Genomic DNA, 26,435 nt, shown 5'->3' on the forward strand with positions numbered 1-26,435 from the left:
TCAAAACCCACATTCAAAGGAGCGGTCATGACGATCAAGTCGGAGCAGATGGAGAAGGGCGGCAGCGCGGGCGGCACGGTGGTGAAAAAGCTGATTCCCTACGGCGGCTACTACACGAACACGATCCCGACGCACGATGTCGAGTTGACCGAAACGGGTCCCGGCACGCCGACGGGCGAGTACATGCGCCGCTTCTGGCATCCCGTCTGCATGTCGATGGAACTCACCGACACGCCCCGCTTCCTGAAGATCCTCAACGAAGAACTCGTCGCGTTCCGTGACGGCAGCGGCCGCATTGGCCTGTTGCATGCGCATTGCGTCCATCGCGGCGCGTCGCTCGAATACGGCGCGATCCAGGAGCGCGGCATCCAGTGCTGCTATCACGGCATGGTGTTCGACGTCGACGGCACCTGTCTGCATGCGCCGTTTCCGAAGGGCGAAGAGGCGGAAGCCGAGAAGTACGCGTGCTCGATCCGGCAGGGCGCGTACAAGGCTGTCGAGCGCAACGGTCTCGTCTTTGCCTACATGGGGCCGCCCGACGAAGAGCCGCCGTTCCCCGAGTGGGAAGGCAACTTCACCGTGCTGCCAACGGACGAACTCGTGCCCTACAGCAACTTCCAGCACTGCAACTGGCTGCAGGTCCAGGACAACGCCGCCGACAACTACCACACGGCCGCGCTGCACGCGGGCAGGAACGTGGTAGGCGGCCACTACCAGGGCACGACGTTCGACGAAGTCGGCGCGGCGTCGATGGAAGTGCCGCCCGACATGCAGTTCATCCCCGTGCAGCAAGGCCGCAGTCTCGCTTGCGCAGGTGCGCGCCGCGCGGACAAGGATCATCTGTTCGTGCGCGTCCAGCATCAGGTGCTGCCGAATCTGAGCCTGCACGCATACACGTCGGAAGACGGGCTCAACAAGAAGCTGTTCAGCCGCTTCCACATGATCCGCTGGACGGTGCCCGTCGACGACGAGAACAGCAAGATGATCGGCTGGCGCGTAATGGGGCCGGGCGTCGATACGCGCGGCGTCGGCGACAAGTCGATGGTCGGCTATGAAACGATCGACTTCCTCGAAGGCCAGGTGGCGATGCGCAGGCCCGAGCGCTTCGGCAAGTACAAGCTCGAAGACATGCCGCCCATTCCGCCGAACCATCGCGAGCGCGCGCACTACAAGGACGCGCAGTATGCACCGGGCGATTACGAAGCGATCATCAGCCAGCGCCCGATCGCCGTGCATTCGCTCGAACATCCGACCAAGTTCGACGCCGGTCTCTATCTGTTCCGCAAGATGCTGCGCGACGCCGTGCGCGGCACGAATCCCGCAGCGTCGCCGGCGGAGTTTGCGCAGTGGCTGCGCGATGTCGGTGCGACGCCGAACAGCTATTGCTCCGGCAACGTGTTCGAGATACCCGAGGCTGCGACCGTCGAAGAAGAAGTCGCGCAACGCCGCCGCATTTCGAAAGCGGTCGTCGCGATCCTCACGCAGAGCGATCACCTGAAGGGCGACGAGCGGGCCGCGTTCGTGCGCGCCAAGATGGACGAGCTGGAGCAGTCGACGCGCGAATAAGCGGGACGCGGCGCCACACAGTACTGATGTGGCGCCGCATCTGCGAACAACGCGCGTAGGCAAGTGGCAAGGAGACATCAATTGACAGCATTCAATCAGGCAGCGGCGACGCTGGAGTTGTTCGTGCGGCAAGTCCGCTACGAAGGCCGCAATGTCCAGTCGTATGAACTGGTCGATCCCGACGGCGCGGCGTTGCCGCCGTTCACGGCGGGCGCGCATATCGACGTGCATCTTGCGAATGGCGTCATCCGGCAGTATTCGCTGTGCAATTCACCCGCGGACCGGCATCGCTATGTGATTGCGGTGCTGCGCGATGAAAAAGGGCGCGGCGGATCGAAGGCCGTTCACGAGCAGTTGCAAGTGCAAGGCCGCGTGCGCGTGAGCGTGCCGCGCAACAACTTCGAACTCGCGCAAGGGGCGCGCAAGGTGATTCTGATCGCAGGCGGGATCGGCGTGACACCGCTCAAGTCGATGGCGCATCAGCTTGCGGAAATGGACGGCGTGGACTACGAGTTGCACTATTGCGCGCGCGATGTGCAATGCGCGGCGTTCACGGAAGAATTGCAGGCGCTCGTCGAACGAGACCGGCTGCATTTTCACTTCGATGGTGGCGATCCGGCGCGCGGCCTCGATATCGCGGCGCTCTTGCGCGACGAGGCGCAAGACGGCACGCATGTCTACTATTGCGGTCCCGCGGGCTTCATGCGCGCCTGTGCAGATGCGTGCGGGCACTGGCCGAAGGAGGCGGTGCACTGCGAGCATTTCAAGGCGCCGGAGCGCGCGAGCGCGCCCGCTGATCGAAAGCCGGGTGAGTTCACCGTCGAGATCGCGAGCACGGGGCAACGTCTGCCCGTTCCCATCGACAGGAGCATCGCCGATGTGCTCAAGGCGGCAGGGATTGGCGTGCAGACATCGTGTGAGGCCGGTTTGTGCGCGACCTGCAAGGTGCGTTATCTGAGCGGCGAGGTCGAGCATCAGGATTGCATCCTCGATGCCGCCGATCAGCAGAACTTCCTGACGCTCTGCGTTTCGCGCGCGAAAAGCGAACTGCTGGTGCTGGATCTTTAAACGCAAGCGAAAAAGCCCGCGCACGTTCACCGGCGCGGGCTTTGCTTCACCGAAGGCGATCAGGCTTTCGACAACTCGCCATCCGTGAGACGCCAGAGGTCGCGCGGATTGTCGTGCTTCAATGCTTCAGGCAGCAGATCGTCCGGAAAGCCCTGATAGCACACCGGCCGCAAGAAGCGCTCGATCGACGTCATGCCGACGGAAGTGAAGCGGCTGTCGGACGTCGCGGGGAACGGGCCGCCGTGAATCGACGCATACGACACTTCCTGTGGATGCGCGAACGCATTGATGACGATGCGTCCCGTGCGTCGTTCGAGCACCGGCAGCAGGCGCGCGGCGAGCGCGTGATCGGCGGAATCGATCTGCATCGTCGCCGACAACTGGCCGCGGAACTGCCTGGCGATCGCGATCAATTGCTCGACATCTGCAACACGCACGAGCAGCGCAGCCGGCCCGAACACTTCTTCCGACAGTGAAGCATCGGCAAGCAGGCGCGCGCCGTCGGCTTCGAGCAGCACCGCCTGGCCGTCCCACGCGCTTTCCGCCTTGCCGCCTGCCGCGATATGTTCCGCGCCCGCGTGTTTGCGCTTCTCAAGGTTGTCGCCGTACGACTTCCAGATGCCGGGCGTGAGCATCGTGCGCGCGTGCATCGCTTCGACGCGGGCAATCAGCGCCTGCCGCAGTTCCGCGTAGCCTGGGCCGTCGATCGCGAGCAGGATCGCGGGCTTCAGGCACGCTTGCCCGACGTTGACCAGCATGCGTTCGCCGAAGCCGTCGCCGACTGCAGCGCCGCGCGCAGCGAGCGCTGCCGGCAGCACGAAGGTCGGATTGACGCTCGTCATTTCCGTGAACACGGGAATCGGATCGGGACGCTGCTGCGCGCGCCGGAACAGCGCCATGCCGCCCGCTTCCGATCCCGTGAAGGTCACGCCCTTGATAAGCGGATGATCGACGAGCGCTTCACCGATTTCATTGCCGCCGCCGCGCAGCATCGAAAACACGCCTTCGTGCAGGCCCGATTCTGCGACGGCCTGCTGGATCACCCGGCCCATGATTTCGGATGCGCCCGGATGCGCGTTGTGGGCCTTCACGATCACGGGACAACCGGCCGCCAGCGCCGACGCCGTATCGCCGCCCGCGACCGAATACGAAATCGGAAAGTTGCTTGCGCCGAAGATCGCGACGGGGCCGAGCGCGATCTTCTGCATCCGGTGATCCATGCGTGCGCGCGGTTGCCGTTCGGGTTGAGCGGGATCGATCGTCGCCTGGCGGAATCGCCCTTGACGCACCACGGTCGCGAACTGACGGAATTGCGTGGCCGCTTTGGCGGTTTCCGCTTCGAACTGCGCGGCAGGCAGGCCTGTTTCGAGCGACGTGCGCTGCGCGAGTTCAGGGGCGACGGCATCGAGTCCGTTGGCGATGCGTTCGAGAAACGCAGCGCGTTCTTCGAGCGACGTGTTGTTGAAGCTGTCGAATGCATCGTCGGCGAGTTGAGCCGCGAGATTCACTTCCGCGACGCCGCCGAACGCGAAATCCGGTTCGATCGCGGCATTCGTCGCGGGGTTCAACGCCTTCATGGTGCCGGCCGTCGCATCAACCTCATGCGAGCCGATCAGCAGATTGCCAGTGAGTGTCATGCCTGTGCTCCTTTTGTTTCTTCCACTGCGGGCAGCGCGGCGATGAGTTCGGCCGTCGTCAGGATTTCATGCGCGAAGGTCGGACCGTTCAGTTCGTGCGCGGCGCGCATCATCGCTTCCGAGAAAGCAGCGGTGCCGTCTCGCGCGAGCGTGACGTGATAACCCAGTTCCATCGCAAAGCGGCTGGTGGATTCGATGCATGTATTGGCGAGCAGGCCGACGGCGATCACATGTGTGATGCCTTGCTGCTTCAGCTGAAAGTCGAGATCGGTGTTGGCGAAGCCGCTTTGCGCCCAGTGCTCCTGCACGACGATGTCGCCTTCCTGAGGCACGAAGTCGGGATGCCATTCGCCGCCCCACGTTCCCTTTGCAAACGTCTGACGCTGCTGCACCAGACGCTGTGTCGGATTCGGATGATCCCAGTTGTCGTAATCGCCCGGTTGCCAGCGGCGGTGCGGTACGTAGAACACCTGGATGCCGCCCTTGCGCGCAGCGGCGACCGTCGCGCGCAGGTTGTCGAGCAGGCGGACGTTGGTCGCGATTTCCTTGATCATCGGAAACAGCTTGCCGCCTTCCGACAGAAAGTCGTTGTAGGGATCGACCAGCAACAGGCCGGTGCGCTCCGCACGATAAACAGTATTGGGCATTTCAGTTCTCCATCGAAAACGGTGCGTACGAATTGGCGTTCGCACCCGGCGCCGGCCGCCTTGATCGGACGATGCGTGACGTCTCGCACATCGCTAACGTGAACGCAGCATATAACTATGAAAATCATAGTGTCAAGTGCTGTTTGGGTTTGCAGGTCGTTTTGCGAAGGCTGCGGATCAGCCTTCAAGGTCCGGCAGGACCCGCGTAGACGGCGTGTGCGTATGCACGCCGATGTACGTTTGTGTTACTATGAAATTAAGAGTTTCGATGGGAGATGGATCGTGGCACGTGTCGTGGAGAAGGCCGGTACGGTGTGTCCGGTGTCGAGGTCGCTGGATGTCGTCGGCGACCGGTGGTCGATGCTCGTCCTGCGGGAGCTGTACATGGGCGCAGCGCGTTTCGAGGAGATACAGATCCAGACGGAAGCGACGCCGCAAATGCTGGCGACGCGTCTGAAATCGCTCGAGGCGGACGGCATGATCGAGCGTCAACCGTATAGCGAGAAGCCGCTGCGTTACGAATATCGTCTGACGGAGAAAGGGCGGGCGTTTTATCCCGTGATTCACGCGTTACGCGCGTGGGGGGAGACGTGGTGCAAGGAGAAGCACGAGGACATCGCGGTGCGCTTCGTGCATCGCAAGTGCGGCCACGATGTCGGGCTGGCGAACGTGTGTCCGCATTGTGGCGAACACGTGGAGCGAAAGGACCTGGAGTCGACCCTCAGCAGCCAGTTCGCCAACGAGCGCGCCGAGCGGCGCGCCGCATTCAAGCGCAAGTGAAAAGCGCGGCGCGAAGACGCCGCGCTTCGCGCATCACACGCACTCGGTCTGAACTTCGTTGGATGCCACGGGCGCGGCGACCTGCGTGGCGTTGTTGCGCGAACGGAAACTCGCCAGCGTGACGAGGCCGAGAATCGCGAGCACGCTGCCGAACCAGAAATCGACGGGAATGCCGGCGTGATCGACGATCGTGCCGCCCACCGACGAACCCACGGCGATCGCCACCTGAATGATGCCGACGAACAGCGCCGAACCCGCTTCGGGCAAATCGGGCGACGCTTCCTGCATCCACACGCTCACGCACAGCGGAATCGCGCCGAACGCGACGCCCCACGCGAGTACGATGCCCGTCACGACAGGCGCCATGTCGCTGAGCAGCGGCATGGTCAGCAACGCGAACATCAGCAGCAAGGTCACCGTGGCGAGCGAGCCCTTGAGCCTGCGGGCAACGAACGTCGATACCGCGAAGTTCGAAAAGAAACCGATGATGCCGAAGCCGAGCAGCACGGCGGTGATGGTCGACGTGCTGAAATGCGCGTTCTGCAGAAACGGCGCGATATACGTGTACGACGAGAAATGCGCGCCGAAAATCAGCGCGACCATCAACAGGCTCTTGCGCGGAAACGGACGGCGCACGAGCGTCACGAGATCGGCGAAACGCAAGGCCGCTGCGGACGGCAGCGACGGCAGCAGTGCAATCTGCGAAATCAGCGCGACGCTCACGAGCACGGCCGTCGCGATGAACGACATGCGCCACGAAGCGAGACTCGCGATGAAGGTGCCGAGAGGAACGCCGATCACCGTCGCGCAGGTGACGCCGGCGAGAATCGTAGCGGTCGCGCGGGGCGCTTCGTGCGCTTTCACCAGACGCCCCGCCGCCGCGAGCGCGAGCGTCCAGAAGCCGCCGAGCGCGGCACCGAGCAGCGCGCGGCCCACGAGCATCATCGGGAAATTCGGTGCGAACGCCGACAGCAGGTTCGACGCGAGCAGCATCACCGTCAGCAGGATGAGAATCAGCCGGCGGTTCACGCGCCCGGCGGCGAGCATCAGACCCGGCGCGGAGATGGCGGCCATGATGCCGGGAATCGTCACCATCAGGCCGGCTGTGCCCGGCAAGACGTCGAAGGTCTGCGCGACTTGCGGCAGGAGACCCACGGGCAGAAATTCCGTCGTCACGAACGCGAATGCGCCGACTGTCACCGACGCTACCGCGAGCCATGCGCGCAACGGCGAAGACGTGCCGTCGGCGACGTCTGGCGTGTTGCTCGAAGCGTTGTTTTCGAAGTTCATGTCTTTATCGCTGATCGATGAATGGGTGCGTGGCGTGCGGCGTCGCACGCTGCACCATTGAGGTGAGTGGGCAACGACATGCGTCGCCGCCATTTGCGCGCCACCATATCACCGCTTCTGAAAACAGGCAGACGGATTGCAAATCCCGCGTTGGGCGCGTGGTTTCAGGCGTTGACACGCCTTGTCCCGGTGCATGTGGGAGATTGTGCCGTCGAAGAGTTAGCGCAGGCTTAGCTGGCCACCGTCCACGCGCCGATAACAAAAACAGATTGAATCGCGCCAAATTGGCAATCGTGTCAGTCCCTTACGTTGGCTATCCTGAGCGTGCGACTGGTTGCTTGTTCTGCTAACGGCGCATCGCGCGAGCGCCGCATTCCGATGACAACAGGAGACAGAGATGCGTGTGATCTGCAACGCAGGATCGCTTGCGTGCGCCTTGCCGACAGGGGCGGGCGCAGGGCGTGTGACAGAACGTGTGCAACATGACTTCATGCGCCGCCTGCTGGCCGCGTTCACCTTGCTCGTCTCGCTGCTGGCGGCGTTGGCCTGGCCGTCCGGCGCGCATGCCGCAGCGGGCCTCGCCAATCTGCCCGCCGTGATGCCCGCGATGAACTGCGCAGCCGTCGCGGGACTCGACCTGAGCGGCGTGACGGACGGCACGGTCACGATCACCTCGGCCGTCGTGCTGCCGGCGGGAACGGCTGTCGGGCAGCGTACGCTGCCCGCGCCCGTGTGCGACGTGAAGGGCACGATCGGACCGGGTGCGTCGTTATTCGAACTGCAACTGCCGACGCAGGGCTGGACCCAGCGCTATCTGCAAACGGGCTGCGGCGGCCTGTGCGGCAACCTGTCAGTCAACGCACCGATGGCATCGACCTGCGTGCCCGTCACCAACGGACAGATCGCGATGGCCGCCACCGACATGGGCCACGAAGGCGGCAACGACGGTTCATGGGCGCTCGACCCGAAGGCGAAGCTCGACTTCGCGTATCGCGCGGAGCACGCGACGGCGCAAGTGGCGAAGGCGATCATCAACAAGTTCTACGCGCGGCCCGCGAAATACGCGTACTTCGACGGTTGCTCCGATGGCGGGCGCGAAGCGCTGATGGAAGCGCAGCGCTATCCCGACGATTTCGACGGTATTGCAGCAGGCGCGCCCGCCAACGACCTGATCGTGCAGAACACCTTCCATCACGGCTGGGCGGCCGCCGCGAACATCGATCCGAAGACGGGCAAATACATTCTGCTCGCGGACAAGTTGCCGCTCGTCCATGCCGCTGTATTGAAGGCGTGCGACGGCATCGACGGTGTGACGGATGGCGTGGTCGACCGTCCGCAGGCGTGTCGTTTCGATCCCGCGACGCTGGTGTGCGCGAAAGGGCAGGCGGCGTCGACGTGTCTGTCCGAGGCCGAAGCGACCGTGGTGCGCAAGATTCATGACGGCGCAACCGACGCCAGCGGCGCGCGTCTGGAGCCGTTCGTCTCGCGCGAATGGGGTTCGGAGTTGAACTGGAGTCTGTTCGTGCCGACGACAGATGCCGGGCCGAGCGGCAGCATCAACTTCGTGATGCCGTTCCTGCGCTATCTCGACTACTTCAATGGATCGAATGCGTCGGCGGCGTTCAGCGACCTGAAATTCACGATCGATGCGTTCCTGAAGACCGTGCCGACCTCGAAGTATCTCGCGGCGACCGACCCTGACCTGCATCCGTTCGAACGTCGCGGCGGCAAGCTGATGTTGTGGCATGGCCTCGAAGATCAGCACATCTCGCCGCGCTCGACCATCGAGTACTACACCGCGATGAAGAGCGTGATGGGCAGCGAGCGTGTCGACACCTTCGCGAAGCTCTATCTGTTCCCTGGCGTCGCGCATTGCGGCGGCGGAGATGGTCCGAATACGTTCGATATCCTCACGCCGCTGATGTCATGGACGGAGACGGGCGCGAAGCCGGGCAAGATCGTCGCGTCGATCGTCGATTCGACGGGGCAAACCACGCGCACACGCCCGGTATTCCCGTATCCGGCCGTGGCGCGCTACACCGGCTCGGGCAGCACCGACGACGCGTCGAACTTCGTGTCGGCGGAAGGCGACACGCATGTCGATCTGAACTGGATGGGAGAGTGGCTCTACTCGCCGGGTTATGAGGCGTGGTGCCAGGCGCAGGGCTCGCAGCTGAACTGCACGGGCGGCAACAACTGGAGCAGCTATCGGAAGACGTCCCACGGGTTCTAGGCGATGATCGCGCGCCGTCTTTTCATGACGGGCGGCGCGCGCTCAATGCGCCCTCAGGTGGTCGCAACGAGAAACGCTTCACCCGTCGACGGCTTCAGACCATCGGACCGGCCAGCGAAGTAGCGCTCGATCAGATCGGCCGTCGACACATGTTTGACGCCCTTGAAACCCGCTTCACGCGCGAGCGTGAGCATTTCGACCGGTTTGAAGAAACTGACGAACGGCGTGCCCGCTGCCCGCGCGCGCTCGTAGACGAACTCATGCTGCGCGCGCTCGGCGGGATCGATCAGATCGAGCGGCAGCAGGAAGGTCATCGCCAGCGTCGAGCCCGGCGCGAGTTTCGCGATCTGACGCAGCGTCGCCAGATTCGCCTCGCGCGTCAGGTACATCGAGACACCCGTCGATGCGATCACGGCGGGCGCACTCGCATCGAAACCTGCGTCCGCGATCTGTTCCCACCACGACTGACCCGCCTCGAAGTCGACGGGGACGAGCCGCAGCCAGTCGGGAATGCGATAATCCAGTTCGAGCAGGCGCTCACGTTTCCATGACACAGCGCCCGGCCGATCCACTTCGAAGACTCGCAGCCGCGACGCGATGCGCGGCTTGCGCTGCGCAAACGTATCGAGACCCGCGCCGAGAATGACGTACTGACCGACGCCACGATCCGCCTGCTCCGCAACCAGGTCTTCGATAAAACGCGCGCGGCCCACGATCGACGCGCGATAGCCGCGCGTTCCCTGCGCGTCCATGTCGGGACGTTCACGCCAGCTTTTGTCGGGCGCCGCGAGCCGCAGTCCGACTTCGTCGTCGAGCACGTGCGGCGGCGCATCGACCTGAACGTGCATCGCGCGCCACAGCGCGACGCGCACGGCAGTGGTGTCCGCCGCGACAGTTTGTTTTTCTTCCATGATGCCTCCCTCGGAAATCGAACGCCGACGGCCAGAATCTAAACCGTTAGCGCAGATGCCTGTCAACTTTTGCGCGGTGCGACGGGATGCTTATCGCATACACCGCAACGCTTTGCCATGGACGAATCGTAAGCACTCCCGGCGTTTTGCACGCAAGCACTGTGTCGTTGCAAGCGGGATGCCAGGCCCGTACAGACGCGGGCAGGGCGCGGCGCTATACTGTGGACCCATTTACACGCGATAAGTCGCCAGCGTGGCGATGCGTCGAGACGCGCGACGGCATCCACCCTGCGGCAACGGCATAAGAAATTGGCAGATCACGATCTGAAGCGGCTGAAAATCGACCGGCCAGCCGTCGCTACGGGCGGCCGCCGGCGCAACTGGATCGGCTACGGGGTCGTCGCGCTGATCCTCGTCGTCGCGCTCGTCGTCGGCCTCAGGCTGGCGAGTCCACAGACCGTCGAGACCACGACCGTGGTGTCGGCTTATCCCTCGCAAACCTATACGCTGCTCAATGCAACGGGCTATGTCGTGCCGCAGCGCAAGGCAGCGGTGTCTTCGAAGGCGCAGGGGCGCCTCGAATGGCTCGGCGTGCTGGAAGGCACGCGCGTGAAAAAAGACGAGATCATCGCGCGGATCGAGAGTCACGACGTCGAGGCGTCGCTTGCGCAGGCGAAGGCGCAGATCAAGGTTGCGCAGGCGAACCTCGCGCTACAGCAGGCCGAACTGAAGAACGCCGAGGTCAACTTGCGGCGCTCGAAAATCCTGGCGCCGAACGGCGCGATCTCCGCCACCCAGTACGACGCCGATGTCGCGCGCTACGACAAGGCGGTGGCGTCGATCGACAATAGCCGCGCCGCCATCGTGGCCGCACAGGCGAATGCGCAGGCCGCGCAGGTCGCCGTCGATCAGACCGTGATCCGTTCGCCGTTCGACGGCGTGGTCATCGAAAAGCACGCAAACGTCGGCGACAACATCACGCCGTTTTCGCAGGCATCGGACAGCAAGGGCGCTGTCGTCACCATCGCCGACATGGACACGCTCGAAGTCGAAGCCGACGTCGCCGAATCGAACATCGGCAAGATCGCTGTGAACGCGCCTTGCGAGATACAGCTCGACGCGTTGCCGGACATGCGCCTGGCGGGCAGCGTGTCGCGCATCGTGCCGACCGTCGACCGTTCGAAAGCGACGGTGCTCGTCAAGGTGCGCTTCGTCGATCGCGATGCGCGCGTGCTGCCCGACATGAGCGCGAAAATCGCGTTTCTGTCGAAGCCGGTGCCACCCGACGACCGCAAGCCGGTGGTCGCGGTGCAGCCGGCTGCTATCGTCGAGCGCGATGGCCGCAAGGTGGCGTTCGTCGTCAAGGACGACAGCGTGCACGAAGTGCCCGTCACCACGGGCGCGACGCTCGGCGAACTGGTCGAAGTCAGCGGCGTGCGCCCCGGCGACGTGCTGGTGCGCGCGCCGAACGAGCACATCAAGGACGGCGCCAAAGTCACCGTGGCGAAGAAACAGTGAGCGAGCCGATCAACGCGGCGCAGCCGCTCGTCGACATCCGGCATCTCGTCAAATCGTACCGGCGCGGCGTGCAGACCGTGCCCGTGTTGTCCGACATCACGCTGGCGATCGGCGAAGGCGACTTCATCGCGCTGATGGGGCCGTCGGGCTCGGGCAAGAGCACGCTGCTCAATCTGATTGCGGGCATCGACCGGCCGGACGGCGGCGAACTGCGCGTCGGCGGACTGGATATCACACGGCTCAACGAATCCGCGCTCGCGCAGTGGCGCGCGGCGCATGTCGGCTTCATCTTCCAGTTCTATAACCTGATGCCCGTGCTGACGGCGTTCGAGAACATCGAACTGCCACTGATGCTCACGCGCCTGACGCGCAAGGAGCGGCGCGAGCGCGTCGCGCTCGTGCTCGACATGGTGAATCTGGGCAATCGCGCGAATCATTACCCATCGGAGCTGTCGGGCGGGCAACAGCAGCGCGTCGCGATTGCGCGCGCATTGATCACGGACCCGACGCTGATCGTCGCCGACGAACCGACGGGCGACCTGGACCGCACCTCCGCCGAGGAAGTGCTCGCCATGTTGCAGCGCCTGAACCGCGAATTGGGCAAGACGATCATTATGGTCACGCACGACGCGCACGCGGCGGGCGCGGCACGTGCGCTCGTGCATCTGGAGAAGGGAGAGCTGATCGATGGCACGGCTCGTTGAGACGCGCGAACCCGCTCGCGCAAGCAAGGCGCCATGTACCTGCTGAAGCTGATCACGCGTAACGCGCTGCGGCACAAGCTGCGCACGACGCTGACCGTGCTCGGCCTGATGATCGCCGTGCTCGCGTTCGGGCTGCTGCATACCGTGATCGACGCGTGGTATGCGGGCGCGGCGGCGGCCTCGAATGCGCGGCTCGTGACGCGCAACTCGATCTCGCTCGCGTTCCCGCTGCCGCTCAGCTACGAGAACCGCATTCGCGGCGTCGACGGCGTGACACTGGTTGCGCGCTCGAACTGGTTCGGCGGCGTTTACCGCGACCCGAAAAACTTCTTCGCGCAGTTCGCCGTATCGGACAACTATCTCGACCTGTACCCTGAGTTCATTCTGCCCGCGCAGCAGCGTTCCGATTACGAGCGCGACCGCAAGGGCTGCCTGATCGGCCGGCAGCTTGCGACTGCATACGGATTCAAGGTGGGCGACGTGATCCCCATCAAGGGGACGATCTATCCGGGCACGTGGGAATTCGTCGTGCGCGGCATTCTGGATGGCCGCGACGAATCGACGATCACACGCCAGATGATCTTTCACTGGGACTATCTGAACGAATCCGTGCGCAAGATGCCGGGGCGGCGCGCGGATCAGGTCGGCGTGTACGTGGTCGGCATCGACAATCCTGACGATGCCGCCGCGATTTCCCGCAACGTCGACAACGTGTTCAAGAACTCGCTCGCCGAAACGTTGACGGAGACGGAGCAGGCGTTTCAACTCGGTTTCGTCGCGATGTCGAATCAGATCATCGCGGCGATTCGCCTCGTGTCGTACGTCGTGATCGTCATCATCATGGCCGTGATGGCGAACGCAATGGCGATGAGCGCGCGCGAGCGCACCACCGAATACGCGACCCTCAAGGCGCTCGGCTTCGGGCCGGGCTTTCTCGCGCTGCTGATGTTCGGCGAGTCGCTGACCATCTGCACGGTCGGCGCGGGCCTCGGCATGCTCGCGACGCCGCCCGCTGCGAGCTTCTTCAAGCAGGCGACGGGCGGCGTGTTCCCGGTGTTCACCGTGTCGCGCGAAACGATGCTGCAGCAGGCCGCGTGCGCGCTCGTCGTCGGGCTGGCTGCGGCGATCATTCCCGCGATTCAGGCGGCGCGCGTGCGGATCGTCGAAGGCCTGCGGGCGATCGGCTGAATTCAACGCAACGCAAGGACATAGGCAAGCACAACGTGGCCATTCCGCTTTCGTACATCGCCCGCAACCTGTGGACGCGCCGTCTGACCACGGCGCTGACGGCGGGCGGCCTCGCGCTGGTGGTGTTCGTGTTCGCGACGGTGCTGATGCTGGATGCGGGGCTCAAAAAGACGCTGGTTTCGACGGGCGAAGCGGACAACGTCGTCGTGATCCGCAAGGGCGCGGAGACGGAAGTGCAGAGTGCGATCGACCGCGGCCAGGCCAACGTGATCGAAATGCATCCCGCCGTGGCGATGGGCGGTGATGGCAAGCGGATGGCGTCGAAGGAATCCGTCGTGCTGATCTCGCTGCTGAAGCTGGGCACGGGCAAGCCGTCGAACGTGGTGATACGCGGCGTGTCGCCAGCGGGCATGAGCTTGCGGCCGCAAGTGAAGCTCGCGTCGGGGCGCATGTTCGCGCCGGGATCGTCGGAGATCATCGTGGGCAGCAGTATTGCGAAGGGCTTCAGCGGCACGCAACTGGGCGAGCATCTGCGTTTCGCGCAGCGCGACTGGACCGTGGTCGGCACTTTCGATGCGGGCGGCAGCGGCTTCGATTCGGAAATCTGGGGCGACGTCGATCAGTTGATGCAGTCGTTCCGACGCACCAGTTATTCGTCGATGGTAGTGCGGCTCGCGGCGTCCGATCAGTTCGAGCGCTTCAGGGCCGACATCGACGTCGACCCGCGCCTCGCGGAGGAAGCGAAGCGCGAGCAGACGTTCTATAGCGACCAGTCGAAGGCGCTGTCGACCTTTCTCAACATCCTGGGCTTTACGCTGTCGACGATCTTTTCGATTGCCGCGATGATCGGCGCGATGATCACGATGTACGCGTCCGTCGCCAATCGCGTCGCCGAAATCGGCACGCTGCGCGCGCTAGGCTTCCAGCGCGCGAACGTGCTGGCTGCATTTCTGATCGAGGCGGTGTTGCTGGGGCTGGTGGGCGGATTGGCGGGTCTGGGGTGTGCGGCCTTCATGCAGTTCGCGTCGTTTTCGACGACGAACTTCCAGACCTTTGCGGACTTGTCGTTCCGGTTCATCCTGACGCCCGCGATTGTCGGGAAGACGCTGGTGTTTTCGATGACGATGGGGCTCGTCGGCGGTTTTTTGCCCGCGATGCGGGCGGCGCGTATGAATATCGTCGATGCATTGCGTGCGCGGTGAGGTTTGCTGCGTGCCGCCGACGGGCTTCGTTTTATTTTGGTTTGTGCGTTTGTTGCTCGATCTCGGCGCGCAGGCGGTCTTCCTGTTCGCGCAGTTCGGGGGTGAATTCGCCGCCGAAATCTTCGGCTGAGAAGATCTGACGAATTTCGATTTCCGAATCGCCTTCCATCGGGTTGGGGCAGCGCCGGACCCATTCGACGGCTTCTTCCATCGATTTCACCTGCCAGAGCCAGAAGCCGGCGATCAGTTCTTTTGTTTCTGCAAATGGGCCGTCGATGACGGTTCGGTTTGCGCCTGAGAAGCGCACTCGCTTGCCGCGGGAGCTGGGGTGCAGGCCTTCGCCTGCCTGCATGATGCCGGCCTTTACGAGTTCTTCGTTGTATTGGCCCATTGCTGTGAGTAGTTCGGTGGTGGGCATTTTTCCCGCTTCTGAGTCGGTCGTTGCTTTGACGATTACCATGACGCGCATGATTTTTCTCCTTTCAGGATTGTCGAAACCGCGATAGGGCGGTTTTCATTTTGACGACGGGTGAGGGTGGGGAGAATCGACATAATGGGTTGGGTTTTTTGGTTTTTTTGATGTCTGCGACGCTGGGTGGGGCTTTTGGGTTTTTCGTGCTGTCATGCGTCGCCGTTTGGTGTTTTGGCTTTTGCGCTGGCATCCGCGATATGACTTACCACTGCACGCGTCGCCCCGTGCGGGGCGGCACCTACTTTTCTTTGCCGCCGCAAAGAAAAGTAGGCAAAAGAAAGCGGCTCACACCGCCAGTTCTAGTATTTGCCTGAGGGCCCCCAAAGGGTCTTACACTTCACACGGCAACCACGTGACCCACGCTCGTTGCCAGCGCTCTTGCAGTGCGCCTCGCCCACTTCACGCTCCCGCGTTACCGCATGCCGCGCCAGACAGTCCACCGCCGCCAGGTGGCAAACTGTGTGTAGGCCCTTGGTGCTTCACACGCCTCACGCCGGATCGATAGCGCACGCGTCCCACCCTGTAAGAGCGACAGGCTATACGACGCGACAACCTGCACACAGTTTGCCACCTGGGCGGCGCAAACCATTCGTTGCCGCTGGCTCAAGTATGGGTATTCGAAGCGGGTGAGGCGTTCATTCGAAGCGATGGCAACGAGAACTGGCCAGGGCGCAGCCGTGTGAAGGATGGGGACGTAGGGGGCCCGTGGATAAGCACACGTGCTGGCGGTGTGAGCCGCTTTCTTTTGCCTACTTTTCTTTGCGGCGGCAAAGAAAAGTAGGTGCCGCCCCGCACAGGGGCAACGCTTGCGAACCAATAACATCAAGCGGATGCCAGCGAAAGCACAAAAACACCAAACCTGCCGCACCAAGAACACTCACCCCGCGAGCGCCAGCAAAAAACCCGACCAGCGTCGCAGACAAAAAAACCTACCTCTTCCGTTTGCCCGCGGTATCCCGGCGCTGCAAATCCGCCGCCTCCCTGATCATATCGATCAACGCCCGCAACCCTGCGGGCACATGCCGCCTCCCAGGATAATAAAGACACAACCCATCCAGCGGCGGCGTCCAATCCTCGAGCACACGAACCAGCGTCCCTGCCTGGAGATCCGCAGCCACCGTCCACTCGGACAAGTAAGTCAGCCCAACCCCGGCCCGCGCAGCGCTCAACATCAACCCGGATTCATCGAGAGTCAGCGCACCCTTGCCATCGACCCGCACCGTCTCCCCATGCCGCTCGAACTCCCACTGATAGATCGCCCCACTCGGCATACGAGTCCGGATGCATCGATGCTGCTCAAGCTCGTCAGGCGTCCGCGGCGGCCGATGCCGCGCAAAATACGCCGGGCTGCCGACCACAGCAAACCGCTGCTTATCCCCGAACGGCACAGCAATCATGTCCTGCGGCACCGTCTCCGCAAGCCGAATCCCCGCATCGAACCCTTCCACCACGATATCGATCAGCCGCCCCTCCGTCACGATATCGAGCTTCATCTCCGGATAGCGCGCGAGGAACGCAATGAAAACAGGCATCGCCTGATGCGCCGCGCCCACGGCAGTGTTGATCCGCAACGTCCCGCCCGGCGTGTCGCGAAAGCTGCCCGCCTGCTCCAGCGCGACGCGAATGGACGATAGCGCAGGCGCCACGCTGTCGACGAACTGCGCGCCCGCTTCCGATAACGACACACTGCGCGTCGTGCGATTGAAAAGCCGCACGCCGATCCGCGCTTCGAGCGCCGCCACGGAATGGCTCAGCGCCGAGGTCGAAACGCCCATTTCGTTGGCGGCAGCGCGGAAGCTCCGGTGACGCGCCACAGCCAGCACGGCTTCGAGTTCGCTCAGGCCGGTGGTTTTCATTATCCTGTTTTACTCAATAGGTCATGTCTGATTGTACGACTAGTCGCGTCAATCAGGCGCCGCTATCTTTATGGCACTGAAGGCAAGTCACGGGATACGCAGATGCACACAATCGACACGATCTATATCGACGGCGCGTTCGTCACGCCGCACGGCGACGAGTGGTTCGAGCTTTTCAACCCTGCGACCGAGCGCGTGATCGGCCGCGTGCGTCTCGCCGACGCCAAGGATGCGCGCGATGCCATCGCGGCGGCAAAGCGCGCGTTTCCGGCGTTCTCGCGCACCAGCAAAAGGGCACGCATCGACATGCTCAAGCGCATGCACGCCGCCGTCGTCGCGAACGAGGACGAGCTTTACGATGCGATCGTCGAGGAATACGGCGCGCCCGTGTCGCGCGGCCGCTGGATGGCGCAGCATGCGAGCAACGTGCTGATCGAAGCGGCGAAGGTGCTGGAGCAGTACGAATTCACGCGTCAAGCAGGGACGGCGCAAGTGGTGATGCAGCCGCTCGGCGTCGCGGGTCTGATCACGCCGTGGAACAGCAACGCGGGCTTCATCTGCGGCAAGCTCGCGGCTGCGCTGGCGGCGGGCTGCACGACCGTCATCAAGCCGAGCGAAATGAGCGCGCTGCAGACGCGGATCGTCACGCAGGCACTGCACGAAGCGGACTTGCCGCCGGGTGTGTTCAATATCGTGACGGGGCGCGGCGATTCCGTCGGCGCGCAGATCAGCTCGCATCCCGATGTCGCGAAGATTTCGTTCACGGGATCGACGGCGGTCGGCAAGACGATTCTGCGTACGGGCGCCGATACGTTGAAACGCGTGACGCTGGAACTGGGCGGCAAGTCGCCCACCATCGTGCTCGACGACGCGGACTTCGACCAGGTCGTGCCGCTCGCGATCAATGCGGGCTTCATGAACAGCGGTCAGGCGTGCATCGCGGGTACGCGCATTCTGGTGCCGCGCCAGCGCCTCGCGGAGTTCGAGGCGCGTGTGCGCGACGAAGTGGCGCTGGCGCAATCCGGCGATCCACGCGATCCGCGCACGACCGTCGGCCCGATGGTCAGCCAGAAGCAATGGGAGCGCGTGCAGCGCTATATCGGCATCGGTATCGACGAGGGCGCGCGGCTGATCGCGGGCGGCGAAGGGCGTCCCGATGGTCTCGATGCCGGCTGGTTCGTGCGGCCGACCGTCTTCAGCGACGTGACCAACGACATGACGATCGCGCGCGAGGAAATCTTCGGACCGGTGCTGTCGATCATCGCGTACGGCGACACCGAAGAAGCGATCAAGATTGCCAACGATACGAACTACGGCTTGCAGGCATACGTGTTCGGGCAGGACAAGGCGCGCGCGCACCAGGTGGCGTCGCGTATCGAGGCGGGACGTGTGCTCGTCAACACGCTGGCGCATGAACCCGCTGCGCCGTTCGGCGGATTCAAGCAGTCGGGTATTGGACGCGAGTACGGCACGTACGGTCTCGAAGCGTTTCTCGAACCGAAGGCGATGCTCGGCGTGCTGTGAGCGTGTCGTGACGCATCGAGCGTGGCGGTGAAGGACAGGGTGTCTTTCACCGCCTTTCTTTTGCTGGCTCGTGTTAGCGAAGGACGATAACCATCTGACGAGCCCGGACGGAGCCCGCCGCCCGTTGGCACGCGCGATCGACCCAGCACGCATGTGATACGTGAAAGCCCGCGTAAGCGAGCCCTTTATAGCGAGCCTCCCATCGCGTGGGACGCGTTGTTATCGTTTCGGCATCTTCATTACTGCAACGGCAGCCGCCGTTCTGCCGATCGCCATGATCTCGCTGAAACGCATCTCTCTTTTCGCCGCGCTGGTCGCGCTGACGTCCGCCGCTCATGCGCAAGTACCGCCTTCGTCCGATTTTCCGCCGCCGCACGATGGCCCTGCACATGACGCTCCGCCGCCGCATGGTCCTGGCTTCGCGGCCGTCAACGATCTCGAGCATCTGCAGCGTCTCTACGACATGAGCGGACGCGATGCCGAGATGAACGCGGTCTATCACGACGTGCTGTCGAAGACGCACGATCCGGCGCTGCGTCATTACGTGTACGTCGCGCTGGCGCGTAACCAGTTGAAGCCCGCCAACGTCGATCAGGCGATCGACACGATTCGCAAGAGTCTCGACGAAGATATCGACACACTCGACAAGCAAGCCGCGCAGCGACCGAAGCGCTGAAGCCTGCCCTAGCTCGCTGCGCGCATCATGCGAGCAGCGAGATCAATCCTCCGATGGTCAACCCCGCCGCGAGCCACTTGCCCGCGGTGTAGAAGCTGTTGCGCTCGTCCTGCGGCTGGTCCGGCCGCTCCAGTCCCAATGCGCCATAGGCGAATGCCTTCACCGGCGAGACGCTGGTCCGGCTCGCATCTGCGCTGCCCGTCGCTTCATCGGTGGCAGTGGGATCGTCGATGCCGCCGTCGATAACGATGGAGTCCGGCGTGTCGGTGTCCGAATCCGTGCCTGCGTCAGTGGATGCCGTCGCCGTCCGCGCGTTCGCCTGATCCGTAGTCTGCGCGCGCGAGGCCGCCGCCGCGCCTTCGGGCGAAATGCTGACCGTGACGCCCGGCTGCGCGGGTTTCGTCGCGCCGTCCTGCTTGCCTTCGTTTTGCACGGCGCCGATCGCGTCGTTGGCCGTGGACTGCGCGGTTTGCGCCGATGCTTCGCCGGACACGGAAGTGCGTTGTGTCGACGGCGTCGTCGCCGTCCCATATCCGACACTGCTTACCATTGCACGCCTCCTTCAGTCGCGAATTCCAGTTGCACTGATGGCGCTAACGTCCAGTTGTGCGCGCAACTTGAGGCCTGGTAAGGCCCGGTAAGCAAACCGGGCGCGCGTGTCATGCGGCGATATACACCCACGCATCGATGCCGGACTTCAACGTGACGAGCACGCGCTTGTAGTCCGCCACTTCGTACTCGTCGGCGGCGAGCAGCTCTTGCTGGGTGATTTCGAAGACCGTGCCCGTCACTTCGTCGGCGGGATTGGCGCTCGGGCGCACCACGGGATGATGGGTCTTGCCGCTGATCTCCACGACCTTCGGATCGCCGATGGCCAGCAACGTCTGCGCATAACCGGGCAGTGCGTCGGGGCGTCCGGCGAGTTCACGCCCGAAGCTGGAAATCTGCACGTTGCGATCCTGCAGCGTGCCGTACGAGAAGAGATAGACGATAGCGGGCGTGTTCAAGTGGCGCTCCTCGATTCGGTTCGAAAAGGGAAAGTCTACCGTCGCGGCTCGACATGCGCCTGCAACCGTCGCAGCGACCCTTCGGAGCGCTCCTGCAATAAAAAAGCCCGAACGTTTTGGCGTTCGAGCTTTTTGGTTTTGGCACTTCGCTTCTCTGCTATTACTGCTTGCGACGAATTTCTTATTGCGACGCGCTGCCGTCGGCGGAAGGCGCGGCAATCATTGCGACGCCGCAGAACCAGCCATCGGATGCAGGTTCACGCGCTTGCCATTGCGTGTGTTTGCCGAGCACGTTATCGCATTGCACGGGCGGCACGAGGTCTTGCGTGGTGGCCGTGCATTGCTGGACGTCGCGGCTGAATGCCTGCGAATCAAATGCTTTCGGCTTGTTCGCGGGCTTGCTCACGGCCGCCAGATCCGTATCGACGGGGCGTGGCGCGCGCGGTTCGTCCGGCGACGGCTGGTGCAACTGATCGCGAATCTCTTCGATACGCGTCGAGTACCAATCGGTCAGACACGCCACGTCCCTGCAGTTCTCTTCGCGCCATGCCCATTTGCTGTCGCTCTCTTTTCGGTACGCGCGACGGTCGGCGGCTTGTCGCTGCGCGAGCTTGAACAGCTTGCCGAGTTCGTCGTCCGCTCGGGACAGACCATCGTCGTGGCAGATCAGTGTCTCCGCCGGCGAATGCGCCTTCGCGCAATTGAAGCTGGCGGCATGGGCACTCGTCATCGCGAGCAGGCCGAGTGCGGCTACGGTGTATCGGTTGAGCTTCATCGGAATACGGATGGCTAGTGACACACGACAACGCATGTGACGGCGCTGATGCCCGCCGCCGCGCCGACCAGGCCGCCGAGCATGAAGGTCTGAAGCGACGTCGCGCATCCTTGCAGACACAGGATGGTCGCTAGCAGGATGGAAGCAGTGGTAAAGCGCATTGGCCCCTCGATGCAGATAGTCTCGATCTGCAAGGATAGGTGCCGCGTGCGCGCGCATTCAGGCGAGCAACGGCCCATAAAGCCGATTGCTTACGAGAAGTTGCGCGTGCGTCAGGATGTGGAAGACATGGCGCGCTGAGCGGTCGCGGCGCGTGCACAAACGTTCAAGACTGCGTGCCGCCGTGCGCGATACGCTGGATTGCGTACGGTAGATCCGGGTATCCAGTGCGAGGGTGACATGACGACTTCCACCACTTCAACCAGACCACAGGCGCTTCCTCAGATTCGCGAAGCTGTGTATCCGGGCGATACCGCGCCGCTCGTCGAGATCGTTCGTGAATACGTGAGATGGCTCGATATGGATCTGTCGTATCGCGGCTTCGAAGAAGAAATGCAATCGTTCGAGCAAACGTACACGTTGCCTTCGGGCCTGTTCCTGGTCGCGGAAACCCCGGCGGAGATGGCGGGCTGCGTAGGGCTGCTGCGTCATTCGAATGAAGTCGCCGAAGTGAAGCGGCTTTACGTGCGGTCCGCGTACCGTGGGCTTGCGCTAGGCGAGAAGCTCATGCACGCGTTGATCGACAGGGCGAGGTCGCTGGGCTACGCAAAGCTCGTGTTAGATTCCGTACCTCAAACGGCTTTCGCGCAACGACTCTATGAGCGTTTGGGTTTTACCGAAACGTCTCCGTACTATGCGAATCCCGTTCCCGGTACGCGCTTTCTCGAACTCGTGCTCTGAAGTGCGAGAGGCCGCGTGCCACGAATGTTCATCACGCATGCTTGCAAGGAGCCTATGTCGTCGGCCAACTCACTGCTTCTTTATGTGGACGCGCAATTCGCGAGTCCGTATGCGATGTCCGTTTTCGTCGCGCTTCACGAAAAGCATTTGACATTCGACATGCGGACCGTCGATCTGGGCCGTCATGCGAACCACGAACCGGACTACGCCGCGACTTCCGTGACGCAGCGCGTGCCGACGCTGGTTCATGACGGGTTTGCACTGTCGGAGTCGTCGGCGATCACCGAGTACATCGACGATACTTTCGAAGGCACGCCGCTTTATCCAAAGGATCGGAAACTGCGCGCGCGGGCGCGCCTGATTCAGGCATGGCTGCGCAGCGACCTGATGCCGATTCGCAGCGAGCGCCCAACAGAAGTCGTGTTCTACGGCGCGCAAGGCGAGGTGCTCTCCGCCGTCGCGCGCAAGGCCGCCGACAAACTTTTCTCGGCGTGCGATGCATGGCTCGCGCGAGGCGCACAGCAACTGTTCGATGATTGGTGCATTGCCGATGTCGACCTCGCGTTGATGCTCAACCGCCTCGTGCTGAACGGCGACGACGTGCCGGCACATCTCGCCGATTACTCGCGGCATCAGTGGCAAAGGCCGTCTGTGCAACGCTGGGTTCAGTTGCAGCGGCCGCCGCTTTAACGCGCACGGTGCCATTTATTTCCCATATAAAGGGAATAGACGGTTGCGTCCGCAACATAAATTGCACCGAATGCAAGCTGCCCGCAGCGGAAACGTCAAATGTTTAACAAAGCGGGGGCAGAAGGATTGACTGCCTGTCTGTGGGAATTGATGTGAAGTATTAACCTCAGGGGTTTGCTGCCGTTATACATCGGCAGAGTGACCGAAACTGGCCTGAGTGAATAATGCTTTTCTCCCCGACGGAACACACGTCCGACGCCGGATTTCGAAGCCGGTTTCACCGACGTTCGCTGGAACATCAGCGCCCCCTTTCGACCGTGACGATGGCGTTTACCGTCGTCGCGTTTATCGCCTTCGCTTGCGCGCGCAGCCTCGACGCGGGACCGGCCGTGCCGCTCGTGTGGCGGCTCGCGTGCGCGATCGTGCTCGCGCTGCTGGTCGTCGCGATTCCGCGCACGAAAAGCACCTGGGTATTCGGCGGCATCGGCGTCGCGTACACGCTCGTCCTGCTGGCGGGGCTCGCGTTGAATGTGGTCGGGCTCGCGGAGCCGCTGTTATGGGCGCTGCCGGCGATCGTGGTGGTCTCCGTCTGCGCCGCGCCGCTGTGGCTCACGCCCGCGCATTTCTGGATCGGCACCGCGCTGTTCTATGCGGCGGGAACGCCGCTGCTGCTGAGCCTGCCGGATCCGCGCGGCGACGTCAGCGTCGTGTGCTGGATGTGGATCCTGATCGCGGTGCCGACCTCGGCGGTGTTTCACTTCGGCTTCTACTGGTTCCGGCGCAATCATTTCCTGCTCGAAGACCGGCTCGCGCGCCTCGCCGCTACCGATCCGCTCACAGGCCTGCAAAACCGCCGCGCGTTTCTGGAGCAGGCAGCGCTGCGTCTGTCGAAGCTGGATAGCGGCGCGAAAGTCAGCGCGATCTTTCTCGACATCGACTACTTCAAGTCGCTCAACGACCAGTTCGGCCACGCGGTCGGCGATCAGGCGCTGTCGGACGTGGCGCGCGTGCTGAAGGAGTTGACGGCAGCAGCCGATATCGTGAGCCGTATCGGCGGCGAAGAGTTCGCGCTGCTTCACGACGCCGCGTTGCGTCCCGCCGCGCAACTGGCCGAAACGTTGCGCGCGGCGATCGGGCGCATCGCGCGCCCCGATGGCCAGTTGAGCGCGAGCTTCGGCGTCGCGGAATACCGGCCGGGCGAAAGCGTGATGGCGCTACTCGACCGCGCCGACGAGGCGTTGCTGCGCGCGAAGTATTCGGGGCGCAACCGCGTGTGCGCGGAACGCGCGACCCTCGTCGACCCGGTGCGTCTCACATGGTCACACGTCCGCGAGGACGGCGGCGCGGCGTCGCAGCCGATCCGCCAGCAATGGGACGACTTCTGGCTGACCTCGCATTTTCAGCCGCTCTATAGCCTCTCGCATCAGAAGCAGGTCGGCTTCGAGGCACTGTTGCGCGGCGAGCGCGAGGACGGTGCACAGGTGCCGCCCGTCGAGCTGTTTTCTCCCAAGCCATTCACCGATCAGGGCGAGCTGGACCGCACCAGCCACGCGCTGCATCTGAGCAATGCGCGCCGCCTGATACCGGACGACGCGTGGGTCTTCCTGAACATCCTGCCCGCGACCTTCGTCGCCGACGGCTATCCCGACCAGCTTGCAGAGATTGCGCAGTCAGCGGGCATCCCGCCCGAGCGCGTGGTGCTCGAACTGCTGGAGTCGCACGGCGGCAGTGTGGACGACATGTCGCGCGCGGCAGGCCAGTATCGCGATCACGGCTTCCTGATCGCCGTCGACGATTTCGGCGCAGGCCATTCGAACCTCGACCGGCTGCTGCGCATCCGGCCCGATCTCGTGAAGCTCGACGGCGAACTGATCCGCGCGAAGAGCCCCGGCGCGGATCAGCCGATCTTGCCGAAGCTCGTGTCGCTGCTGCATCAGGCGGGCATGCTCGTGGTCGTCGAAGGCGTGGAGACCACGGAACAACTGATTCTCGCCGTCGAATCGAATGTCGATTTCGCGCAGGGTTATCTGCTCGGCCGTCCGGCGCCGTCCGTCACGCCGCCCGATGCCGTGCACCGGCGCATCGATCACGCGTTCGACGTGATCGCCGAAGGGCGCGCGCATCAGCATGCGTTGTTCGAATCGGAAGTGCGGCCATACCGGCAGGCGCTCGACGCGGGCGTCGATGCGTGGCTCAAGGGCGTGCCGCTCAACGACGCGTTCTACGATCTCGCGCAAATGGAGCTGTGCATCAGCTGTTTCGTACTCGACGACACGGGCCGGCAGGTCGGGCATGAAGTGCCGGGCAGGGCGTCGGTCATCGACGGAGGGTCGCTGCATCCCGTCGCGAATCCGCGCGATGCGCGCTGGGACCACCGGCCGTACTTCCGCAATGCCGTGCTGCGGCCGGGCGTGCCCATCACGAGCAGCCCGTATCTGTCGCTGGCGAGCGGCAGGCCGTGCATCGCGGTGACGGTCGCGTTGCAGTCGGCTACGGGACGCTGCGTGGTCGGCGCGGAGCTGGACTGGTCGCTGCAGCGTCTGCCGTGGCCGACAGCCGAGCATTGGTGATGTGGTGCTTAGCGGAGGGCCGGTTCACTGCTCGACGAATGCAGTTGCGCGAGCAGCGCGCAAGCCTGGTCGTGGAGATCGGCGGCTGTGGGACGAAGCGCGAAACGCGTCGATTCGGGCAGCCGCGCAAAATGCTTGCCCGTGCTGCGCGCATACGCGGGGTCGTAATGCAGATCGATCAACTGTTCGAATAGCTCGACACGGCGGTCTTCGTCGATCATGGTGTGCCATTCGCCGATTCGCGTGCGTCCATGCAATTCGACGAGCCGCGCGAGTTGCGACTTGAAGAGGGCGGGGTCGTCGAACAGGTGCGCATAGTCCTGCAGCAGCAGGCGGATGCGCTCGTCGCGCTCCGTCACCACCGCGACGCACGAGCCGTGACGGATCTGATCCGTCAACGAAGCGGGCAATGCGATGGACCCGATACGGCGGCTTTCCGCTTCGACGAACACGGGCTGTTTCGGATCGAATCTGCGCAAGGTGCCGACCAGCGCGGTATCGAACGCTTTCTGCGAAGGCTGCGGCTCGTTGGGCAGCATGCCGAGAATCGAGCCGCGATGCGCGGCCAGCGCTTCGAGGTCGAGGGTCTGCGCATCGGCCCCCGCGAGCGCGTTCAGCAAGCGCGTCTTGCCACTGCCTGTGTGACCCGCAAGCACGATGTAGCGGAATTGCCGCGGCAGCGTGTCGAGCAGCGCGACCACGTCGCGGCGGTAGGTCTTGTAGCCGCCGTCGAGTTGCCGCGCGCGCCAGCCAATCAGATTGAACCACGTCGCCATCGACGCGGAACGCTTGCCGCCACGCCAGCAATAGATCAGTGGACGCCAGTTGCGCGGGCGGTCTCCGAAGGTCGTCTCCAGATGCGCGGCGATGTTGCGCGACACCATTGCGGCGCCTTGCCGCGTTGCCTCGAACGGCGACACCTGCGCGTACATCGTGCCGATGATCACGCGTTCTTCGTTGGACAGCACGGGCGCGTTGATGGCGCCGGGAATGTGGTCTTCGGCGAATTCGAGTGGTGTGCGGACGTCGACGATTTCATCGAAATCCGCGATCTGATCGAGCGGGACGAGAAGCGATTTCAAGGGTTGAAGCCAAAGGTCGCCGCGGCGCGACGTATCGGTGAATTATCGCATGCCGGGCTGATTTGCCTGTTCGCGCCAGCACGTGGCGCCTCGCGTGCAAATACCTCACGTTATGATGTAAAGTAACGGAAAGCGATGT

The 26,435-nt window shown here is 63.5% G+C and carries 24 protein-coding genes; 13 read left to right on the forward strand and 11 right to left on the reverse strand.

Annotated features, from left to right (window positions below; all coding sequences use genetic code 11):
* The first annotated feature begins 27 nt into the window (after positions 1 to 27).
* Entirely contained in the window at positions 28 to 1,566 is a 1,539-nt protein-coding gene (locus tag PPGU16_RS27160; protein WP_180723467.1) for a Rieske 2Fe-2S domain-containing protein, read from the forward strand.
* 81 nt (positions 1,567 to 1,647) lie between these two features.
* Positions 1,648 to 2,634, forward strand: a complete 987-nt coding sequence (locus tag PPGU16_RS27165; protein WP_180723468.1) for a PDR/VanB family oxidoreductase — start codon at positions 1,648 to 1,650, stop codon at positions 2,632 to 2,634.
* Between the two features lie 59 nt (positions 2,635 to 2,693).
* Here PPGU16_RS27165 and PPGU16_RS27170 read toward each other — a convergent pair whose 3' ends face one another.
* A complete protein-coding gene (locus PPGU16_RS27170; protein WP_180723469.1) occupies positions 2,694 to 4,271 on the reverse strand; it encodes an aldehyde dehydrogenase (NADP(+)) in 1,578 nt (525 codons plus the stop codon).
* Positions 4,268 to 4,918, reverse strand: a complete 651-nt coding sequence (locus PPGU16_RS27175; RefSeq protein ID WP_180723470.1) for a cysteine hydrolase family protein — start codon at positions 4,916 to 4,918, stop codon at positions 4,268 to 4,270. Before PPGU16_RS27175 ends, PPGU16_RS27170 begins: the two co-directional genes overlap by 4 nt.
* A 282-nt stretch (positions 4,919 to 5,200) precedes the next feature.
* Here PPGU16_RS27175 and PPGU16_RS27180 point away from each other — a divergent pair, with 282 nt between their 5' ends.
* Positions 5,201 to 5,698 carry a winged helix-turn-helix transcriptional regulator gene (locus tag PPGU16_RS27180; RefSeq protein WP_180723471.1) on the forward strand — a complete coding sequence of 166 codons (498 nt, stop codon included), beginning with the start codon at positions 5,201 to 5,203 and terminating at the stop codon, positions 5,696 to 5,698.
* 33 nt (positions 5,699 to 5,731) lie between these two features.
* Here the strand turns inward: PPGU16_RS27180 and PPGU16_RS27185 are convergent, their stop codons facing one another.
* Positions 5,732 to 6,988 (reverse strand): MFS transporter, encoded by a 1,257-nt coding sequence (locus PPGU16_RS27185; RefSeq protein WP_180723472.1) that lies wholly within the window; start codon positions 6,986 to 6,988, stop codon positions 5,732 to 5,734.
* A 397-nt stretch (positions 6,989 to 7,385) separates the two neighbouring features.
* Between PPGU16_RS27185 and PPGU16_RS27190 the strand changes: the two genes are divergently transcribed.
* On the forward strand, positions 7,386 to 9,221 hold the full coding sequence (locus tag PPGU16_RS27190) for a tannase/feruloyl esterase family alpha/beta hydrolase (protein ID WP_180723473.1): 1,836 nt from the start codon (positions 7,386 to 7,388) through the stop codon (positions 9,219 to 9,221).
* Positions 9,222 to 9,274: 53 nt separating this feature from the next.
* Here PPGU16_RS27190 and PPGU16_RS27195 read toward each other — a convergent pair whose 3' ends face one another.
* Entirely contained in the window at positions 9,275 to 10,132 is an 858-nt protein-coding gene (locus PPGU16_RS27195) for a class I SAM-dependent methyltransferase (RefSeq protein WP_180723474.1), read from the reverse strand.
* Between the two features lie 309 nt (positions 10,133 to 10,441).
* On the opposite strand from PPGU16_RS27195, the gene PPGU16_RS27200 reads away from it, so the two are divergent.
* The 4 genes from PPGU16_RS27200 to PPGU16_RS27215 are packed head-to-tail and all read left to right on the forward strand — an operon-like array spanning position 10,442 to position 14,744.
* A complete protein-coding gene (locus PPGU16_RS27200; RefSeq protein ID WP_180723475.1) occupies positions 10,442 to 11,650 on the forward strand; it encodes an efflux RND transporter periplasmic adaptor subunit in 1,209 nt (402 codons plus the stop codon).
* Positions 11,647 to 12,354 (forward strand): ABC transporter ATP-binding protein, encoded by a 708-nt coding sequence (locus PPGU16_RS27205; RefSeq protein WP_180723476.1) that lies wholly within the window; start codon positions 11,647 to 11,649, stop codon positions 12,352 to 12,354. The genes PPGU16_RS27200 and PPGU16_RS27205 overlap by 4 nt, the downstream gene beginning before the upstream one ends.
* 33 nt (positions 12,355 to 12,387) lie before the next feature.
* On the forward strand, positions 12,388 to 13,542 hold the full coding sequence (locus PPGU16_RS27210; protein WP_180723477.1) for an ABC transporter permease: 1,155 nt from the start codon (positions 12,388 to 12,390) through the stop codon (positions 13,540 to 13,542).
* 35 nt (positions 13,543 to 13,577) lie between these two features.
* Positions 13,578 to 14,744, forward strand: a complete 1,167-nt coding sequence (locus tag PPGU16_RS27215; RefSeq protein ID WP_180723478.1) for an ABC transporter permease — start codon at positions 13,578 to 13,580, stop codon at positions 14,742 to 14,744.
* A gap of 31 nt (positions 14,745 to 14,775) precedes the next feature.
* On the opposite strand, the gene PPGU16_RS27220 is transcribed toward PPGU16_RS27215, so the two are convergent.
* Positions 14,776 to 15,213 (reverse strand): YciI family protein, encoded by a 438-nt coding sequence (locus tag PPGU16_RS27220; RefSeq protein ID WP_180723479.1) that lies wholly within the window; start codon positions 15,211 to 15,213, stop codon positions 14,776 to 14,778.
* Between the two features lie 932 nt (positions 15,214 to 16,145).
* Complete coding sequence (locus PPGU16_RS27225; RefSeq protein ID WP_180723480.1) at positions 16,146 to 17,072, reverse strand: LysR family transcriptional regulator; 927 nt, start codon at positions 17,070 to 17,072, stop codon at positions 16,146 to 16,148.
* 102 nt (positions 17,073 to 17,174) lie between these two features.
* On the opposite strand from PPGU16_RS27225, the gene PPGU16_RS27230 reads away from it, so the two are divergent.
* Together PPGU16_RS27230 and PPGU16_RS27235 are read left to right on the forward strand one after the other, a co-directional pair.
* Positions 17,175 to 18,596 (forward strand): aldehyde dehydrogenase family protein, encoded by a 1,422-nt coding sequence (locus tag PPGU16_RS27230; RefSeq protein WP_180723481.1) that lies wholly within the window; start codon positions 17,175 to 17,177, stop codon positions 18,594 to 18,596.
* A gap of 274 nt (positions 18,597 to 18,870) precedes the next feature.
* Positions 18,871 to 19,272, forward strand: coding sequence for a hypothetical protein (locus PPGU16_RS27235; protein WP_405032686.1), 402 nt, complete (start codon positions 18,871 to 18,873; stop codon positions 19,270 to 19,272).
* A 25-nt stretch (positions 19,273 to 19,297) separates the two neighbouring features.
* Here the strand turns inward: PPGU16_RS27235 and PPGU16_RS27240 are convergent, their stop codons facing one another.
* From PPGU16_RS27240 to PPGU16_RS27255, 4 genes are all read right to left on the reverse strand, one after another.
* Positions 19,298 to 19,822, reverse strand: coding sequence for a hypothetical protein (locus PPGU16_RS27240; protein ID WP_180723482.1), 525 nt, complete (start codon positions 19,820 to 19,822; stop codon positions 19,298 to 19,300).
* Between the two features lie 109 nt (positions 19,823 to 19,931).
* On the reverse strand, positions 19,932 to 20,279 hold the full coding sequence (locus PPGU16_RS27245) for a gamma-glutamylcyclotransferase family protein (RefSeq protein WP_180723483.1): 348 nt from the start codon (positions 20,277 to 20,279) through the stop codon (positions 19,932 to 19,934).
* Positions 20,280 to 20,460: 181 nt separating this feature from the next.
* A complete protein-coding gene (locus tag PPGU16_RS27250) occupies positions 20,461 to 21,054 on the reverse strand; it encodes a lysozyme inhibitor LprI family protein (protein WP_180723484.1) in 594 nt (197 codons plus the stop codon).
* 14 nt (positions 21,055 to 21,068) lie between these two features.
* On the reverse strand, positions 21,069 to 21,215 hold the full coding sequence (locus PPGU16_RS27255) for a hypothetical protein (RefSeq protein WP_180723485.1): 147 nt from the start codon (positions 21,213 to 21,215) through the stop codon (positions 21,069 to 21,071).
* A gap of 238 nt (positions 21,216 to 21,453) precedes the next feature.
* On the opposite strand from PPGU16_RS27255, the gene PPGU16_RS27260 reads away from it, so the two are divergent.
* From PPGU16_RS27260 to PPGU16_RS27270, 3 genes are all read left to right on the forward strand, one after another.
* Complete coding sequence (locus PPGU16_RS27260; RefSeq protein ID WP_180723486.1) at positions 21,454 to 21,954, forward strand: GNAT family N-acetyltransferase; 501 nt, start codon at positions 21,454 to 21,456, stop codon at positions 21,952 to 21,954.
* A 54-nt stretch (positions 21,955 to 22,008) separates the two neighbouring features.
* A complete protein-coding gene (yfcF, locus tag PPGU16_RS27265; protein ID WP_180723487.1) occupies positions 22,009 to 22,644 on the forward strand; it encodes a glutathione transferase in 636 nt (211 codons plus the stop codon).
* A 224-nt stretch (positions 22,645 to 22,868) separates the two neighbouring features.
* Entirely contained in the window at positions 22,869 to 25,214 is a 2,346-nt protein-coding gene (locus tag PPGU16_RS27270) for a bifunctional diguanylate cyclase/phosphodiesterase (protein ID WP_180723488.1), read from the forward strand.
* 8 nt (positions 25,215 to 25,222) lie between these two features.
* Here the strand turns inward: PPGU16_RS27270 and mnmH are convergent, their stop codons facing one another.
* A complete protein-coding gene (mnmH, locus tag PPGU16_RS27275) occupies positions 25,223 to 26,296 on the reverse strand; it encodes a tRNA 2-selenouridine(34) synthase MnmH (protein ID WP_180723489.1) in 1,074 nt (357 codons plus the stop codon).
* Positions 26,297 to 26,435 lie beyond the last annotated feature (139 nt).

Source organism: Paraburkholderia largidicola, assembly GCF_013426895.1.
GTDB classification, from domain to species: Bacteria; Pseudomonadota; Gammaproteobacteria; order Burkholderiales; family Burkholderiaceae; genus Paraburkholderia; species Paraburkholderia largidicola.

Coding starts and splice junctions, on each gene's coding strand:
- PPGU16_RS27160 (WP_180723467.1), top strand. CDS start 28: ATGACGATCAAGTCGGAGCAGATGGAGAAGGGCGGCAGCGCGGGCGGC.
- PPGU16_RS27170 (WP_180723469.1), bottom strand. CDS start 4,271: ATGACACTCACTGGCAATCTGCTGATCGGCTCGCATGAGGTTGATGCG.
- PPGU16_RS27175 (WP_180723470.1), bottom strand. CDS start 4,918: ATGCCCAATACTGTTTATCGTGCGGAGCGCACCGGCCTGTTGCTGGTC.
- PPGU16_RS27185 (WP_180723472.1), bottom strand. CDS start 6,988: ATGAACTTCGAAAACAACGCTTCGAGCAACACGCCAGACGTCGCCGAC.
- PPGU16_RS27190 (WP_180723473.1), top strand. CDS start 7,386: ATGCGTGTGATCTGCAACGCAGGATCGCTTGCGTGCGCCTTGCCGACA.
- PPGU16_RS27195 (WP_180723474.1), bottom strand. CDS start 10,132: ATGGAAGAAAAACAAACTGTCGCGGCGGACACCACTGCCGTGCGCGTC.
- PPGU16_RS27210 (WP_180723477.1), top strand. CDS start 12,388: ATGTACCTGCTGAAGCTGATCACGCGTAACGCGCTGCGGCACAAGCTG.
- PPGU16_RS27220 (WP_180723479.1), bottom strand. CDS start 15,213: ATGCGCGTCATGGTAATCGTCAAAGCAACGACCGACTCAGAAGCGGGA.
- PPGU16_RS27225 (WP_180723480.1), bottom strand. CDS start 17,072: ATGAAAACCACCGGCCTGAGCGAACTCGAAGCCGTGCTGGCTGTGGCG.
- PPGU16_RS27230 (WP_180723481.1), top strand. CDS start 17,175: ATGCACACAATCGACACGATCTATATCGACGGCGCGTTCGTCACGCCG.
- PPGU16_RS27235 (WP_405032686.1), top strand. CDS start 18,871: ATGATCTCGCTGAAACGCATCTCTCTTTTCGCCGCGCTGGTCGCGCTG.
- PPGU16_RS27240 (WP_180723482.1), bottom strand. CDS start 19,822: ATGGTAAGCAGTGTCGGATATGGGACGGCGACGACGCCGTCGACACAA.
- PPGU16_RS27250 (WP_180723484.1), bottom strand. CDS start 21,054: ATGAAGCTCAACCGATACACCGTAGCCGCACTCGGCCTGCTCGCGATG.
- PPGU16_RS27255 (WP_180723485.1), bottom strand. CDS start 21,215: ATGCGCTTTACCACTGCTTCCATCCTGCTAGCGACCATCCTGTGTCTG.
- PPGU16_RS27260 (WP_180723486.1), top strand. CDS start 21,454: ATGACGACTTCCACCACTTCAACCAGACCACAGGCGCTTCCTCAGATT.
- yfcF (WP_180723487.1), top strand. CDS start 22,009: ATGTCGTCGGCCAACTCACTGCTTCTTTATGTGGACGCGCAATTCGCG.
- PPGU16_RS27270 (WP_180723488.1), top strand. CDS start 22,869: ATGCTTTTCTCCCCGACGGAACACACGTCCGACGCCGGATTTCGAAGC.